Genomic DNA, 14,976 nt, shown 5'->3' on the forward strand with positions numbered 1-14,976 from the left:
GTCAGTGCACCTTCTGGGCCATGGCGAACGGCTGTTGCGGGGACGGGAGTTCTGCGGCGAGCAGCGCGGCGGACTGGGCGGCGAGCGCGGCGACGACCCGGCCCGGCAGCGGTACGGCTGCGTGGTCGAGGACCGTTCCGGCCTGCGCGTACGGGTCCTCGGACGGGGCGGGTCCCGCCCCGGGGGCCACGAGTTCGCCCAGGACTTCCCGCGCGGACTGCGGCCGGACCGCCGGGTCGGACGACAGGCAGGAGCCGACCAGGGTCCGCAGACCCGGCGGCAGTTCGCCCTGCTCGGGCACGGTGTGACCGGTCGAGGCGTAGGCCAGGACGGCCCCCAGCGCGAAGACGTCCCCGAGTGGCTGCGGGCGGCCCCCCGACGCCTGCTCCACGGCCAGGCAGCCCGGATCGAGCCCGGGCAGCCCCGTCCGCCGCGTCCCGTCGGGAGCCGCGGCCCGTACGGCACCGAAGCAGGTCAGCAGCGGTCCGCCCGGGGTGACCAGCACGGCGGCCGGCGACAGCCCCGCGTGCGTCAGCCCTTGGGCGTGTACGGCGGCCAGCCCCTCCGCGAGCGCGGCGCCGAGCCTGCGGACGGTGTTCTCGGGCAGCGGCCCTCCGTACGCTGCGAGCACGGCCGGCAGCGGCAGCGCGGGCGTGTACGGGGCCGTGTACCAGGGGAAGCCGGCCGTGCCGCCCACCTCCGCGAGACGCAGGAACCGGGGCACGGACAGCCGCCGGGCGCCCTCGGCCTCGATCGCCCACCGGGACGGATCGGCGCCGACCCGGGGCACGCAGACGAGGACCGTGCGCTGCCCGTCGGCGGTGCGCCCGAGGTAGCGGCGTTCGGGAACGGTGCGCTCGGCGGACTCGGAGTCGAGCCGGGCCAGGATCACGTACGGCCCGACGTGCGACGGGTCGTCGTGACGAAGGCGTTCCATGTGCGCTCTCCCGGGTCGGTTGATCGGCCCCGAGCCTAAGCGGTGCCTGCCGGGGCGGCTGAACCGGGCGGGAACCGCGTGCGGGGGAACGGGCCGGGAGCGTGCCTCACTTCTCGACGGTGGGCATGGCCGTGAGCCTGCCGTCGTTGACGAGGAAGACGCGGTTCCCGGCGCCGGACATGCCCCAGGGGCCGCGCGATTCGGGCGACCAGGTCCAGTACCGCCGGCCGCTCACCATGTTGTGGGCCGAGACGCCCTGACCGTCCCCCTGCACGACCCACAGCGTGCCGGCTTCCACGTGCGGGGGAGTGTGCGGCACCGGGCCCTTCGCGCTGCGGTCCATCGCAAGTGCCCCGCCGAGCTCGGTGTACACCTCGCACAGCGCCGTACCGTCCATCGCGAACACCTTGTCGCCCCACGCGGCCGCCGGGCCCCAGCCGCCGGCTCCCGTCTGCGGGGCTTCGGTGGCCTTGGTCTCCTTGTCCTCCCACACCGCGGCGCCCGTCCTGATGTCCAGGGCCGCCAGGCTCCGTCCGCCGAGGTAGACGACGTCCTTCACGACGAGCGGCCGCAGGGCGGACCTCGCCTGGCCGCCGAGCCGCCAGGCCGTCGCTCCGGAAGCGGTGTCGACGGCGACGACATCGCCGTCGGCGCCGAAGACGACGAGCCGGCCGCTTGCGACCGCGGCCCGCGGCCCGGGTGCCTTCACGGCCGCCTCGGGAAGCGGCACCGTCCAGCGGACCTTGCGCCCGGCGGTGTCCACGGCGCGCAGCTGCCCGCCCCGCGTCACCAGGTAGACCGCCGACGCGTCCGCGGCCAGGATGCGGCCGGTGTCGGCGTCCCCCACCGACCACACCTGCCTGCTGGTGGAGCCCTCGAAGCCGAGCAGCGCCCCACCGGATCCCGCGGTCGCGAACCGGTTGTCCGGGAGTCCGACGAGGCCGGCGGCCGGCCGGACGCCGGGCAGCCGCCACTTCTCCTTGCCGTCGGTGGTCAGGCGCGCCGCGAGGCCGCCGCCCGCCGCCGCGAAGACGACCACGTCGAGGACCGGCAGCGGGGTGGTGACCACGCCCTCGACCGGCCCCGCCGCCACGGGCAGCGGACCCCACAGCTCGCCGGGAGGCGTCCCGTACTTGCCGACGTTGATCGACAGCGGCTCGGCGTCCCTGGCCGGTCCCGCCGCGGGGATCTTGCGCGGCTCCTCGCGCAGCATCCACCACGCGCCCCCGGCCCCGCCCGTGGCGGCCAGGACGCCCCCCGCCGCGAGCGCGGTGCGTAGCAGCCGCCTCCGGGAGGGCCCGCTCCCGGAGCCCTGCCCAACGACCGTGGCCTGCCGGTGGGCCTCGGCTCCCCGGTGCTCGATGTCCTGGGCCAGCGGCCCCGTGCGCCAGACCCGGTCGGCGCCGGGCGGCGGGGCGAACGCGCCCGCGATCTCGTCGGGTGCCGGGCGGTGCGCGGGGTCCTTGGCGAGGCAGGGCGCGATCAGCTGCCGCAGCTCGGGCGGTACGGAATCCAGTCGCGGCTCCCCGTGCACCACCTCGTACTGCACGGCGGCCACGTGCGTACCGTCGAAGGTGCGCTGCCCGGTGGCCGCGTACGCCAGCACCGCGCCCAGCGAGAAGACGTCCGCGGCCGGACCGACGCGCCGGCCGAGCACCTGCTCCGGAGCGCCGTACCCGGGGGTGACCGGCACCTGGCCGGTGGTGGTGAGCGTCAGCCCGTGTTCGGGGCGCGCGATGCCGAAGTCGATGACGCGCGGTCCCGCGGAGGTGAGCACGATGTTGGCCGGCTTCAGGTCGCGGTGCACCAGCCCGGCGGCGTGGATGTCCCGCAGGGTGGCGGCGAGGGAGGCGGCGAGGGCGCGTACGCCGTCGGCGCCGAACGGCCCGTACCGGCGCACGGCGTCGTCGAGGGTGGGACCGGACAGGAACTCGGTGGCGATCCAGGGCCGGTTGCCGGTGTCCTCGGTCCGTGCGTCCAGGACCCGGGCGACGCCGCCGCTGGTGACCGCCTGGGCGGTGTGCGCCTCGCGCAGGAAGCGCTGGGCGAGGTGCGGGTCGTGTGCGAGCTCGGGCAGCAGCACCTTGACGGCCGCCGTCCGGCCGCTGTCGTCCCGGCCGAAGTACACCTTGCCCATGCCGCCTTCGCCGAGGACGCCGAGGACGCGGTACGGGCCGAGCCGGACCGGGTCACCGGCACCGAGGGGTTTCATGACGTACTGCCTGCTTCCTGTCGTTCACGGGTGTCAGCGGAAGTCGACGGGCAGGCCGTCCGGTTCCTTGATGCGCTTCATGATGATCTGCGAGTTGACCTCGGTGATACCGGTGAGGGCCGTCAGCTTCTCGATCCACAGGCGCTCGTAGGCCCGCAGGTCGGCGACGGCGATGCGCAGCAGGCAGCCGGGGCTGCCGAAGAGGCGGTAGGCCTCGATGACGTCCGGGATGTCCTGGAGGGCCGCCTCGAAGGCCTCGACCGCCTCCCGGTCGCGCCGCACCTCGACCGAGACGAGCACCTCGAAGCCGCGGTCCACCGCCTCGGGGGAGATCACGGCGCGGTAGCCCTGGATCACCCCGTCCTGTTCCAGCTGGCGCACCCGGCGCATGCAGGGGGAGGGGGTCAGTCCCACGCGCTGGGCGAGTTCCTGGTTGCTCAGGCGGCCGTCGGCCTGGAGCTCGCGCAAGATATCTCGGTCAATGGCGTCCATGACGCAATTATCACCCAGTGTTTGTGCACGGACCTGAGGGAAATCGCAATCACATTGCGCGTAGATCGCTCTATCATTGCTGCTTTGAGTACATATGTACGAGTGACGTATGAGTGACACGAGTGACACGAGTGAAGGGCGGCCACGGCCGATGGGACGGATCGTCGTGATCAGCACCGGCGGGACCATAGCCAGCCGCTGGCAGGGTTCCGGCTTCGCAGCGGACGCCGACGGGAACGAGGTGATCGCCACCGCACCACTTCCCGAGGGCATCACCGTCGAACTGGTCGACCTGTTCAGCGTGAACAGCCCGCGGCTCACCACCGCACACCAGCTCACCCTGCTCCGCACCGTGCACGAGGTGCTCGCCGACCCCGGCGTGGACGGCATCGTCGTCACGCACGGCACCGACACCCTGGAGGAGTCGGCGTTCCTCCTCGACCTCCACCACCATGACCCGCGCTCCGTGGTCTTCACCGGCTCGCAGCGCCCCATGGGCACCGCCGACGGGGACGGGCCGGGGAACCTCTACGACGCCCTGCTCACCGCCGCGAACACGCGCGGGCTCGGCGTACTGATCGCCTTCGCCGGGCGGGTGCACGCCGCCCGCGGCACCGTGAAGACCCAGGCCGTGGAGCTGGACGCGTTCGCCGACCCCTCGAAGGAACTCTTCGGGAAGATCGGCTTCGGCAAGGTCACCGTCCTGCGCACCCCGCAGCGCCCGGCGCCGCTCCCGCTGCCCGCGATGCCGGAGCTCCCGCCGCGCGTGGACGTGGTGGTGCACCACGCCGACGGTGACCCGGTCCTGCTGAACGCCGCCGTCGAGGCCGGCGCGCGCGGCATCGTCCTCGTCGGGACCGGCGCGGGCAACGCCACCCCGGAGATCGTGGAGGCCGTCCGCGCCGCCGTCGGCCGCGGGGTCCTGGTCGCCCTGACCACCCGCGTCATGGCCGGACCGGTCACCGAGATCTACACGCACGGCGGCGCGGTGGACCTGGTCGCCGCCGGCGCCGTCCCGACCGGCACCCTGCGCGCCGGCCAGGCCCGCATCGCGGTCCTGTCCGCCCTCCTCGCCACGGACAACAAGGTCGAGCAGGCCCGCATCCTGCGCGAAGCGCTGGGCGCGCCCGGTTCGGTGCTCGTCGGAGCGTAACCCTCCGGGGCAGCGTGCGCGGCCGCTACGATCCGGGTAACGGTCGCTACGCTGCGGGGGGTTGCATGGAGCCCGGGACCATCGGCGTCCGGCTGGCCTCGGCGGCCATCGGGCCCCTCGTCAGGAAGCTGTTCGTCAGCGAGGGCGGTGGGGCCGGCCTCGTCGACCGGCCGATCCGCATCTCGGGCCACGTGTCCTTCACGGGGGAGAAGCGCTCGCTCACCGAAGCCGACCTCGGGACGCTGGCCGCCAAGCTGGTGGAACAGGCCCTGCGCACCGGCGAGCGCCCGATCGCCGCCGACGAACAGCAGGCGGTCACCGACGCCCTCGCGCAGACCCTGCGGGGCCTCGGCGAGCTGGCGATGACCGACCTGGACGCCGTCCGCCTCGGCTCCGCGGCCTTCGCCCGCGAGCTGCGCGCCGTCAGCGGCCGCCCCGAGCGGGAACTCACCACCGACGCCACGCACTTCTACGAGCGGCTCGTCGACGCGGCCTGCCTGCACATCCTGCAGTTCTTCACGCAGCGCTCGACGTTCGTGGCCCACGCCCTGGTGGAGCAGACCCGCGGGATCGCCGAACTGACGGCCAAGGTCGACGAACTGATCCGCCGCGATCCGCTGCCGGGAGCCGAGGACGCCGCGTTCGAGCAGCTGTACCTCCCGTACGTGCAGAAGAAGCACGGCAAGCTGACCATCTACGGCATCGACCTCGGCAACTCGCCCACGCGGTGGCCACTGGACGCGGCGTACCTGAGCCTGGAGGCGACGCCGGTGACGTGGCACCGGTGGCTGAACGACCGCGGCCCGGCCGCCGCTCACCTGCCCGCCGATCAGGCCCTGGCAGGCGGCTCCCGCGTCCTCCTGCGCGGCGGTGCGCGCTCCGGACGGACCGCACTCCTGCAGTGGCTCGCCGCCGCCCCCCGGCACGCCCTGCCCGCGGATCAGGCCCTGGCCGGCAGTCACCGCGTCCTCCTGCGCGGGGAAGCCGGTTCCGGCAAGACCACCCTGGTGCAGTGGCTGGCCGTCACCGCAGCCTGCCGCAACCTCTCCCCGCAGATGGAGTACCTCTACGACCGCATCCCCTTCGTCCTGCCGCTGCGCACCCTGACCCGCCACGGCGAGCGGCTGCCCGCTCCCCGCGACTTCCTGACTGCCGCGGGCTGTCCGCTCGGGTCCTCCCAGCCCGACGGCTGGGCCCACCGCGTCCTCATGGCGGGTCGGGGTCTCGTCCTCGTCGACGGCATCGACGAGATCCCCGACGCGGAACGGGAACGCACCCGCGGCTGGCTGCGGGATCTGATGGACACCTACGACGGTGACAACCGGTGGCTCGTGACCTCACGCCCCTCCGCCGTGGGGGCCGAGTGGCTCGCCGAGGAGGACTTCACCGAACTGACGCTGTCCACCATGACTCCGTCGGACATCGCCACCTTCGTCCAGCGGTGGTACGCCGCGGCGCGGGACGGCGGCGCGCAGGACGCGGACCTCCGCATGTACGAGTCCCAGCTGCTCACCGCGGTGCGGACCAGAGCGGACCTCGGCCGCCTGGCCACCACCCCCCTGATGTGCGGACTGCTCTGCGCCCTCCACCGGGACCGGCGCGGCTACCTCCCGCACGGCCGCAAGGACCTCTACGAGGCCGCGCTCTCCATGCTGCTGGGCCGCCGCGACCGGGAGCGGGACCTCAAGGGCCCGGATCTGCGGGAGGAGCCCCAGCTCGACCTGTTGCAAAGGCTCGCGTACTGGCTGGCCAAGAACGGTCGCACGGCGATGGACCGTTCCCGCGCCGAGGACGTCGTCGCCAGGGCACTGCCCTCCGTCCCGGAGGCGGCCGCCCTGGGCGGAGCACCCGAGGTCTTCGAGTACCTCCTCCGGCGCAGCGGACTCCTGCGGCAACCGGCGCCCGGCACGATGGACTTCATCCACCGCACCTTCCAGGACTTCCTCGGTGCGCGGGCCGCGGTGGAGGAGGGCGACTTCGGCATGCTCATCTCCCATGCCGACGACGACCAGTGGGAGGATGTCATCCGGATGGCGGCCGCCCTCGCCCGCCCCGCCGAGCGCGTCACGCTGCTGCGCGACCTCCTCGACCGGGGAGACGCCTCCACCGACCAGCGCGCCCGGGCCCGGGTCCACCTGCTCGCCGCCGCCTGCCTGGAGGACATCAGCAGCCTCGACCCCGCCACGCGCGCGGCAGTGGAAGAACGCACCGCCACCCTCGTCCCGCCGTCGGACGAGGCCCAGGCACGCGCCCTCGCGGAGGTCGGCCGGCTGGTGCTGGGCCTCCTCCCTGGCCCCGAGGGGCTCGACCACGAGAGCGCGTACCGCGTGGTGGTCGCGGCCTCGCACGTGAAATCGGACGCCGCGATGCCCTTCCTCGCACGGTTCGCCACGCACCCCCGGCTCCGGGTCCGTTCGGAGCTCCTGTGGGCCTGGTCGCGCTTCGAATGCGGGACCTACGCCGAGGAGGTGATCGCACACCTGGATCCGACCGGTCTCCTCTACATCGTCCGCTCCGATGCCCAACTGCACGAGCTGGACCGTCTTGACTCCCCGCCGCACCGCTTGGACGTCAGGCACCGAGTGTCCCTCGACGCACTGTCCCACTACGTGCGACGGCACGGTCTGACGGACCTCGCGCTCACGCACGACCGGGTGTCGGATCTGGACTTCCTGCGAGGACAGTCCGCCCTGGAGTCCGTCGACATCAAGGGCTGCCCGCAGCTGACGGACATCTCCGGGCTCGGCGGCCTGCCGGTCAGGAGACTGGACATCGAGGGTGCCGGGCCGGACATCGACCTGAGTCCGGTGGCGCAGCTCGGGCAATTGACATCCTTCAGCATCTACGGGGAGACCGGCACGCGCTGGTCCACACAGGTCCTGCCCGCCCACGCCCCCTTGCACGAGCTGGCGGTGTACGGCTACACGAGCTCCCCCCGGGGGCTCGAAGGCCTCGGCGCGTTCCCCGGGCTGACGGTGCTCGAACTCACCGGGGCATCCGCTCCTGCCTCGGAAGCCGACTGGCAGGAGGTCCGAGCGCTCAACGCCCTCGCCCACCTCAAGGTGTCCACCAGCTCGCTCGCGACCCTTCCGGCGGACGCGAGGCTGACCTGCGTCACCGGTCTGACCCTTCTCGACGACGAGGAAGAGGTCCTACGGTCGGCGATCCGCCGACTGCCCGCATCGTTCCCCCGACTGAAGCAGTTGCTCCTCTTCGACATATCCTCGAAGGGGAATCTGGACATCGCGCCGCTCGCGGAACTGCCCGAACTCCAGGCGGTCCGCATCTTCGCCGGTACCGGCACCATCAGCGGCGCCGACCTGCTGCCGCCGTCGGTGTGGCTGCGATACGACTGACCGGACGGCGCCCGCGCGGGGCGCCGTCCCGCCCTCAGCTCCCCGCGTTCCCGAACGCCGCCAGGATGCGGTCCGCCGCCGACGTCGGCGTCACCGTGCCCGCCCGGACCGCGGACTCCAGGCCCGGCGCGAGGTCCCGTACCGCCGGGTCCGCGCGCAGGCGTTCCAGCAGTTCGTCGCGGACCATCGACCAGGTCCACTCCACCTGCTGCGCCGCCCGCTTCGCCGCCAGCCGGCCCCCCGCGTCCAGCAGGGTCCGGTGCTGCTCCAGCCGGCTCCACACCTCGTCCAGCCCGGCCGACTCCCGCGCGCTGCACGTCAGGACCGGTGGCGTCCAGGCCGCGTCCACCGGGTGCATCAGCCGCAGCGCGCCCGACAGTTCCCGGGCCGCGGCCTTCGCGTCCCGCTCGTGCGGGCCGTCCGCCTTGTTCACCGCCAGGACGTCGGCCAGCTCCAGGACGCCCTTCTTGATGCCCTGCAGCTGGTCGCCCGTACGGGCCAGGGAGAGCAGCAGGAAGGAGTCGACCATCCCCGCCACCGTGGTCTCCGACTGGCCCACGCCGACCGTCTCGACGAGGACCACGTCGTAGCCCGCCGCCTCCATCACGATCATCGACTCGCGGGTGGCCTTGGCGACCCCGCCCAGCGTGCCCGCCGACGGCGACGGCCGCACGAACGCCGCCGGGTCCACCGACAGCCGCTCCATCCGGGTCTTGTCACCCAGGATGGAGCCGCCCGTGCGCGTCGACGAGGGGTCCACCGCGAGGACCGCCACCCGGTGGCCCAGCCCCGTCAGCATCGTGCCGAACGCGTCGATGAAGGTGGACTTGCCCACCCCCGGCACGCCGCTGATGCCGATCCGGCGGGCCCTGCCCGCGTGCGGCAGCAGCTCCGTCAACAGGCCCTGCGCCAGCACCCGGTGAGCGGGCAGGGTGGACTCGACCAGGGTGATCGCGCGCGCTATGAACGCGCGCTTCCCGTCGAGGACCCCCTTCGCGTAGGCCTCGATGTCGATCTTCGGCACCGGCGGCCGCCTACAGCTCGTGGCCCAGGTCCGCGGCCAGCCGCGTCACCAGGTCGTGGGCCGCGTCCGGGATCACCGTGCCCGGCGGGAAGACCGCCGTCGCGCCCATCTCCAGCAGCGTCGGGACATCGGCCGGCGGGATCACCCCACCCACGACGATCATGATGTCCTCGCGGCCCTCCTCCGCCAGCTGCTCGCGCAGCGCCGGTACGAGGGTCAGGTGGCCGGCCGCCAGCGACGACACGCCCACCACGTGGACGTCCGCCTCGACGGCCTGGCGGGCCACCTCCGCCGGGGTCTGGAACAGCGGGCCGACGTCCACGTCGAAGCCCAGGTCGGCGAAGGCGGTTGCGATCACCTTCTGGCCGCGGTCGTGCCCGTCCTGGCCCATCTTGGCGACCAGGATGCGCGGACGGCGGCCCTCCGCCTCCTCGAACCGGTCGACGAGCGCACGGGTGCGCTCCACGGACGGGGACTCGCCTGCCTCGGTGCGGTACACACCCGAGATCGTACGGATCTGGCTCGCGTGCCGCCCGTACACCTTCTCCAGTGCGTCCGAGATCTCACCGACGGTGGCCTTGGCGCGCGCCGCGTCCACCGCCAGGGCCAGCAGGTTGCCGTCGCCGCGCTCGGCCGCGTTCGTCAGCGCCCGCAGGGTGTCCTGCGTGACCGCCTCGTCGCGCTCCTCGCGCAGCCGCCGCAGCTTGGCGATCTGCTGCGAGCGCACCGAGGAGTTGTCGACCTTCAGGACGTCGATCGCCTCGTCGTTCTCCACCCGGTACTTGTTCACGCCGATCACCGGCTGCCGGCCCGAGTCGATCCGCGCCTGCGTACGGGCCGCGGCCTCCTCCACGCGCAGCTTCGGGATGCCCGCGTCGATGGCCTGTGCCATGCCGCCGGCCGCCTCGACCTCCTCGATGTGCTGCCAGGCCCGCCGCGCCAGGTCGTACGTCAGCTTCTCGACGTACGCGCTGCCGCCCCACGGGTCGATCGACCGGCAGGTCCCCGACTCCTGCTGCAGCAGCAGCTGGGTGTTGCGGGCGATGCGCGCCGAGAAGTCCGTCGGCAGCGCGAGGGCCTCGTCGAGGGCGTTGGTGTGCAGCGACTGGGTGTGGCCCTGGGTCGCCGCCATCGCCTCGATGCAGGTGCGCGTCACGTTGTTGAAGACGTCCTGCGCGGTCAGTGACCAGCCCGAGGTCTGCGAATGCGTGCGCAGCGAGAGCGACTTGGCGTTCTTCGGGTCGAACTGCTTGACCAGGCGCGCCCACAGCAGCCGGGCCGCGCGCAGCTTCGCGACCTCCATGAAGAAGTTCATGCCGATCGCCCAGAAGAACGACAGGCGCGGTGCGAACGCGTCCACGTCCAGCCCGACGGCCTGCCCGGCCCGCAGGTACTCCACGCCGTCGGCGAGGGTGTACGCCAGCTCCAGGTCGGCCGTGGCCCCGGCCTCTTGGATGTGGTAGCCGGAGATGGAGATCGAGTTGTACCGCGGCATCTTCTGCGAGGTGAACGCGAAGATGTCGGAGATGATCCGCATCGAGGGCTTGGGCGGGTAGATGTAGGTGTTGCGGACCATGAACTCCTTGAGGATGTCGTTCTGGATGGTCCCGGCGAGCTTGTCGGGGGAGACGCCCTGCTCCTCCGCCGCCACGATGTAGAGCGCGAGAACCGGCAGCACCGCGCCGTTCATCGTCATCGACACCGACATCTTGTCCAGCGGGATCCCGTCGAACAGCTGCCGCATGTCGTAGATCGAGTCGATCGCCACGCCCGCCATGCCGACGTCGCCCGTCACCCGGGGGTGGTCGCTGTCGTAGCCGCGGTGCGTCGGCAGGTCGAAGGCCACCGACAGGCCCTTCTGGCCGGACGCCAGGTTGCGCCGGTAGAAGGCGTTCGACTCCTCGGCCGTGGAGAAGCCGGCGTACTGCCGGATCGTCCAGGGCTGGTTGACGTACATCGTCGGGTACGGGCCGCGCAGGTACGGGGCCACGCCCGGATACGTCCGCAGGAAGTCCAGGCCCTCCAGGTCCCGCCCGGTGTACAGCGGCTTGACGCCGATGCCCTCGGGCGTCTCCCACAGCAGGTCGGCAGCCTCGGTGCCGGTGGACTCCTTCACCGCGGAGCGCCACTGCTCCTCGGACACCCCTGCGACGGCGGTGGGGTCGAGCGCCAGCTCGGAGAAATCGGGGATGCTCAAGACGGCACTCCCATCCGGTCGAGTACGGAGGACAGCACGGCGACGGCGTCACAGCCGGCGAAGACGTACTCGTCCACGGAAGCCTCAGCGGTGCCCGGCCTGCCGGCGAGGAAGACGGTCGTGGCGCCCGCCGCGCGCAGCGCCTCGGACACCGCCGCGGCCTGCTCCTCGTACAGCGCGTCGCTGGAACAGAGCACGGCCATGCCGTCCGCACCGCTCGCGGCGTACGCCTCGGCGGCCGTCGTCGGATCCACCGACACCGGATCGTGCACGGGTTCGATGCCGCCCGCCTGGAAAAGGTTCGAGGCGAAGGTGGCGCGCGCGGTGTGCGCGGCCGCCGGGCCGAGCGCGGCGAGGAAGATCCTCGGCCGGGCACCGGTCGCCGCCAGGTGTGCGTCACTGCGGGCGCGCAGGGCCTCGTACGCCTCGTCGCGCCGTACGCGCGGGAGTCCGCCGGTGGGTCCGGCGGGCGCGGGCTCGCGTACGACCGGCTTCTCCGAGAGCAGCGGGAACTCGCTGACACCGGTGATCGGCTCGCGGCGCCTGGCCAGCTTCTTGGAGCGCGCGGCCCAGGTGGCGGCGAGCCGCTCGGCGACCAGCCCGGAGCGCAGGGCGGCGGCCTGGCCGCCGGCCTTCTCCACGGTCTGGAAGAACCCCCAGGCGGCGTGGGCCAGTTCGTCGGTGAGGCGCTCCACGTAGTACGAGCCGCCGGCCGGGTCGATCACCCGGGCCAGGTGCGACTCCTCCAGCAGGATGGTGGAGGTGTTGCGGGAGATCCGGCGGGCGAAGGCGTCCGGCAGACCCAGCTCGTTGTCGAAGGGAAGCACGGTCACCGCGTCCGCGCCGCCCACACCCGCGGCCATGCAGGCCACGGTGGTGCGCAGCATGTTCACCCAGGGGTCGCGGCGGGTCATCATCACCGGCGAGGTCACCGCGTGCTGGAGCTGGGCACCCGCCTCCGGGGCCCCCGAGGCCTCGGCGATACGGGCCCACAGCCGGCGCGCGGCGCGCAGCTTGGCGATGGTCAGGAACTGGTCCGCGGTGGCGGCGTAGCGGAACTCCAGCTGTCCGAGCGCCGCTTCGGTGCTCAGCCCGGCCCCGGTGAGGGCGCGCAGGTAGGCGACACCGGTGGCCAGGGACAGGCCCAGTTCCTCGGCGGCGCTGCCTCCGGCCTCGTGGTACGGCAGCGCGTCCACGGTCAGGGCGCGCACCCCGGGCCAGCCTGCGGCGGCCTCCCGGGCCAGCTCGACGGCGCCGGCCACGTCCAGCGCCTCACCCGTGCGGGCCTCGTGGCCCAGCGGGTCGGCGCCCAGCGAGGCCCGAGCGGCCTCGGGGGCCACCGCGCTCCCGGTGAACAGGCGCAGCAACGCGCGCGCGGCCTCCGCGTAGTGGGCTCCGGCGTCCAGGGTGATGGGGGCGAGGTCCAGGTAGACCCCGTCCAGTGCGCGGGCGAGGCCCTCGACCGGGAGACCGCCCCGGCCCACGGTGAGCCAGAGGGAGGTGACCCCGTTCTCCAGATCGGCGAGGGCCGCCTCGTTCACGCGTACCGGATCGGTGCCCGCGAGGCGCTGGCGCACGTCCCAGCCGTTCGCGGTGGTGCCTTCCGGCCTGCCCCCGCGGACGAACGGGGCGAAGCCGGGGAAACCGGTGTCGGGAGCCGCCCCGTCGGGCGGCGCGGTGTACAGCGGGCGCGTGGTGAGCCCGTCCTCGATTGGGGTGGACAACGCGTCTTCTGCGGCCTCGCCGGAGACTTCCTTGCCCGACTTGCGCAGTACGCCTTCTACAAGGCGCTGCCACTGCTCATGCGTCGCGTCAGGGAACTCGGCGGCCAGGGAGAGCCCGTCGTCAGGCAGGACCGTCATGGCTCGAATGTAGGGGAGCGCGCTCAGGTGGCACCATACCGGTGGGTGTGATCTCGCACTCTCGGGCCATGCCGAAGGGGTCCTGGAACACCCGGCTGAGCAGCACGGTTGCCGCCGCCTCCGGGAGTACGGCAGGTCCCGCGTGCGGTACCACGATCCGCTCGGGATCGTCGCAGACGTGCGAGAGCTCCATCGCGGCGGCCCGGATCTCCTGCAGATATCCCTCGTCGAGGACGCTCGCCAGCTCGGTCACGACCATGACCGCCGGATTGAAGACATCCAACAGAAGAGCCGCCGCGCGGCCCACCGCGCGGGCGCGCTCGCGCAGCAGCCGGTCGGCGCGCGGATCGCCGGTGGCGGCCGCGTCCACCAGCAGGTTCACCGAAGGGTCCGGCACGATGCCCCGGCGCACGGCCTCGGCGCCCAGCGCGGTGTCGGACGCCGTCGCCTCCAGGCAGCCGGTACGCCCGCACGCGCACAGGGCCTGCGAGCGCGGCACCGGCAGATGGGCCACGTCGCCGGCCGCAGCGCCCGGCCCCTGGTGCACGGTCCCCTCGATCCCGAAGGCGGCGTCGACGACCCGGCCGATGAACAGGTGCACCAGGCTCCGGCGGGCCTCGGGCCGGCCGAAGAGGATCTCGGCCCGCGCGACGGCCCGCGCATGGTTGTCGATCCACACCGGCAGCCCGAGCGCGGCCGACAGCTCGGCGGCGAGCGGCTTGCGGCTCCAGCCCAGCGCGGGATGCCGTACGACCGTCCCCTCGTCCGGGCCGACCCATCCGCCCAGGGCCGCGCCGACCCCGAGGAGCGGCCGCCCGGAGTCGTACGCGTCGAGGAAGCGGCGGAGTTCGCAGGCGATCGCGGCGGACAGCCCGTCCGACGGGAGCCCCTCGTGCGGGAAGGCCCGCCGGGCGAGCAGCTGCCCCCGGAGGTCGACGAGGCTGAAGGTCGAATGCGGCACCCCGATGTGCAGCCCGGCGGCGACCGGCCCGCCGACGGCCCCGGTGTGCAGGTCCAGCGGGATCCTCGGCCGCCCCACCCCGCCGCCGGGCCCGGGCAGCTCGCGCAGCAGCCCGCCGCGGAGCAGCCCGGTGGTCTGCCGGGACACGGCGGCGGGACTCAGCCCGCACAGCGGGGCGATCGCGCTGCGCGCGACCGGCCCGTGGTCGAGCACCGTCCGCAGCACGGTGGCGGCATTGGCTGCGGTCCGGCTGTCACCGGCCATACGCGTCACGCGGTCTCCTCGGGGGGAAGGGGAAGGGGAAGGGGAAGGGGGTGTCCCCCGATCATGCACGGCCGATCACGCATGGCGGTTGCGTTGCGGGGCCATGAAATCCGGCCACGGTTTTCGGCCGCCGGGGCGGGGTGGCGTACGAGGGTGAAAGAGCAGGTCGTAGGGGTGTACGGGCCGGGTTGGGGTCCGGGCGCGGGGGCGTTCGGCGGCCACGGACGGGGGTTGACCACGACCGGGCCCGCTGACACGCTCCGGGACATGTCCGCGAACGCACTCCTCGCCCCGCGGCTCCACACCCCCGGCCTCTGTACCGAGCCGGGCGAGTGTCCGGGCCGCTGTCCGGCCCCCGGCCGCGCCTGACCCCGCCGCTCCGGCGCCCCGGCCCGCCGGGTCCGCCCGGCCCCGGCCCGGCCCCGGCCCGCGTCGGTGCCCCACGGGGCCGCCGCCTCGCAGGGGCCTCCTGAGCCGCCGTCCGTCCCATCCGCGCCAGTCGCGGTGGGGCACCCCCA

Annotated in this window: 9 protein-coding genes; 2 read left to right on the forward strand and 7 right to left on the reverse strand. The window is 73.4% G+C overall.

The features are described from left to right. Position 1: 1 nt before the first annotated feature. The 3 genes from ACZ4YL_RS12270 to ACZ4YL_RS12280 all read right to left on the reverse strand — a co-directional run bounded on the left by ACZ4YL_RS12270 (position 2) and on the right by ACZ4YL_RS12280 (position 3,641). Positions 2–937, reverse strand: coding sequence for a protein kinase family protein (locus ACZ4YL_RS12270; RefSeq protein ID WP_468115929.1), 936 nt, complete (start codon positions 935–937; stop codon positions 2–4). 106 nt (positions 938–1,043) lie between these two features. Beyond that, the gene (locus ACZ4YL_RS12275; RefSeq protein ID WP_468115931.1) at positions 1,044–3,149 is read right to left on the reverse strand and encodes a protein kinase domain-containing protein; all 2,106 of its coding nucleotides are present in this window, start codon (positions 3,147–3,149) and stop codon (positions 1,044–1,046) included. Positions 3,150–3,182: 33 nt separating this feature from the next. After that, complete coding sequence (locus ACZ4YL_RS12280; RefSeq protein WP_351154435.1) at positions 3,183–3,641, reverse strand: Lrp/AsnC family transcriptional regulator; 459 nt, start codon at positions 3,639–3,641, stop codon at positions 3,183–3,185. A 151-nt stretch (positions 3,642–3,792) separates the two neighbouring features. Here ACZ4YL_RS12280 and ACZ4YL_RS12285 point away from each other — a divergent pair, with 151 nt between their 5' ends. Together ACZ4YL_RS12285 and ACZ4YL_RS12290 are read left to right on the forward strand one after the other, a co-directional pair. Further along, positions 3,793–4,794: an asparaginase gene (locus tag ACZ4YL_RS12285; protein ID WP_389119089.1), complete on the forward strand. Its 1,002-nt coding sequence runs from the start codon at positions 3,793–3,795 to the stop codon at positions 4,792–4,794. A 65-nt stretch (positions 4,795–4,859) separates the two neighbouring features. Continuing rightward, on the forward strand, positions 4,860–8,150 hold the full coding sequence (locus tag ACZ4YL_RS12290; RefSeq protein ID WP_468115933.1) for an NACHT domain-containing protein: 3,291 nt from the start codon (positions 4,860–4,862) through the stop codon (positions 8,148–8,150). A 34-nt stretch (positions 8,151–8,184) separates the two neighbouring features. On the opposite strand, the gene meaB is transcribed toward ACZ4YL_RS12290, so the two are convergent. From meaB to ACZ4YL_RS12310, 4 genes are read right to left on the reverse strand one after another with little or no spacing between them, the layout of a single operon-like run. Beyond that, entirely contained in the window at positions 8,185–9,174 is a 990-nt protein-coding gene (meaB, locus tag ACZ4YL_RS12295; RefSeq protein ID WP_468115935.1) for a methylmalonyl Co-A mutase-associated GTPase MeaB, read from the reverse strand. 10 nt (positions 9,175–9,184) lie between these two features. Then, on the reverse strand, positions 9,185–11,371 hold the full coding sequence (gene scpA / locus ACZ4YL_RS12300) for a methylmalonyl-CoA mutase (RefSeq protein WP_468115937.1): 2,187 nt from the start codon (positions 11,369–11,371) through the stop codon (positions 9,185–9,187). Continuing rightward, positions 11,368–13,233, reverse strand: a complete 1,866-nt coding sequence (locus ACZ4YL_RS12305) for a methylmalonyl-CoA mutase family protein (RefSeq protein ID WP_468115939.1) — start codon at positions 13,231–13,233, stop codon at positions 11,368–11,370. Before ACZ4YL_RS12305 ends, scpA begins: the two co-directional genes overlap by 4 nt. Continuing rightward, the gene (locus ACZ4YL_RS12310) at positions 13,217–14,458 is read right to left on the reverse strand and encodes an ROK family protein (RefSeq protein WP_468116271.1); all 1,242 of its coding nucleotides are present in this window, start codon (positions 14,456–14,458) and stop codon (positions 13,217–13,219) included. The genes ACZ4YL_RS12305 and ACZ4YL_RS12310 overlap by 17 nt, the downstream gene beginning before the upstream one ends. Between the last annotated feature and the right edge of the window lie 518 nt (positions 14,459–14,976).

The sequence above is a fragment of the Streptomyces sp. NPDC030021 genome (assembly GCF_055574035.1).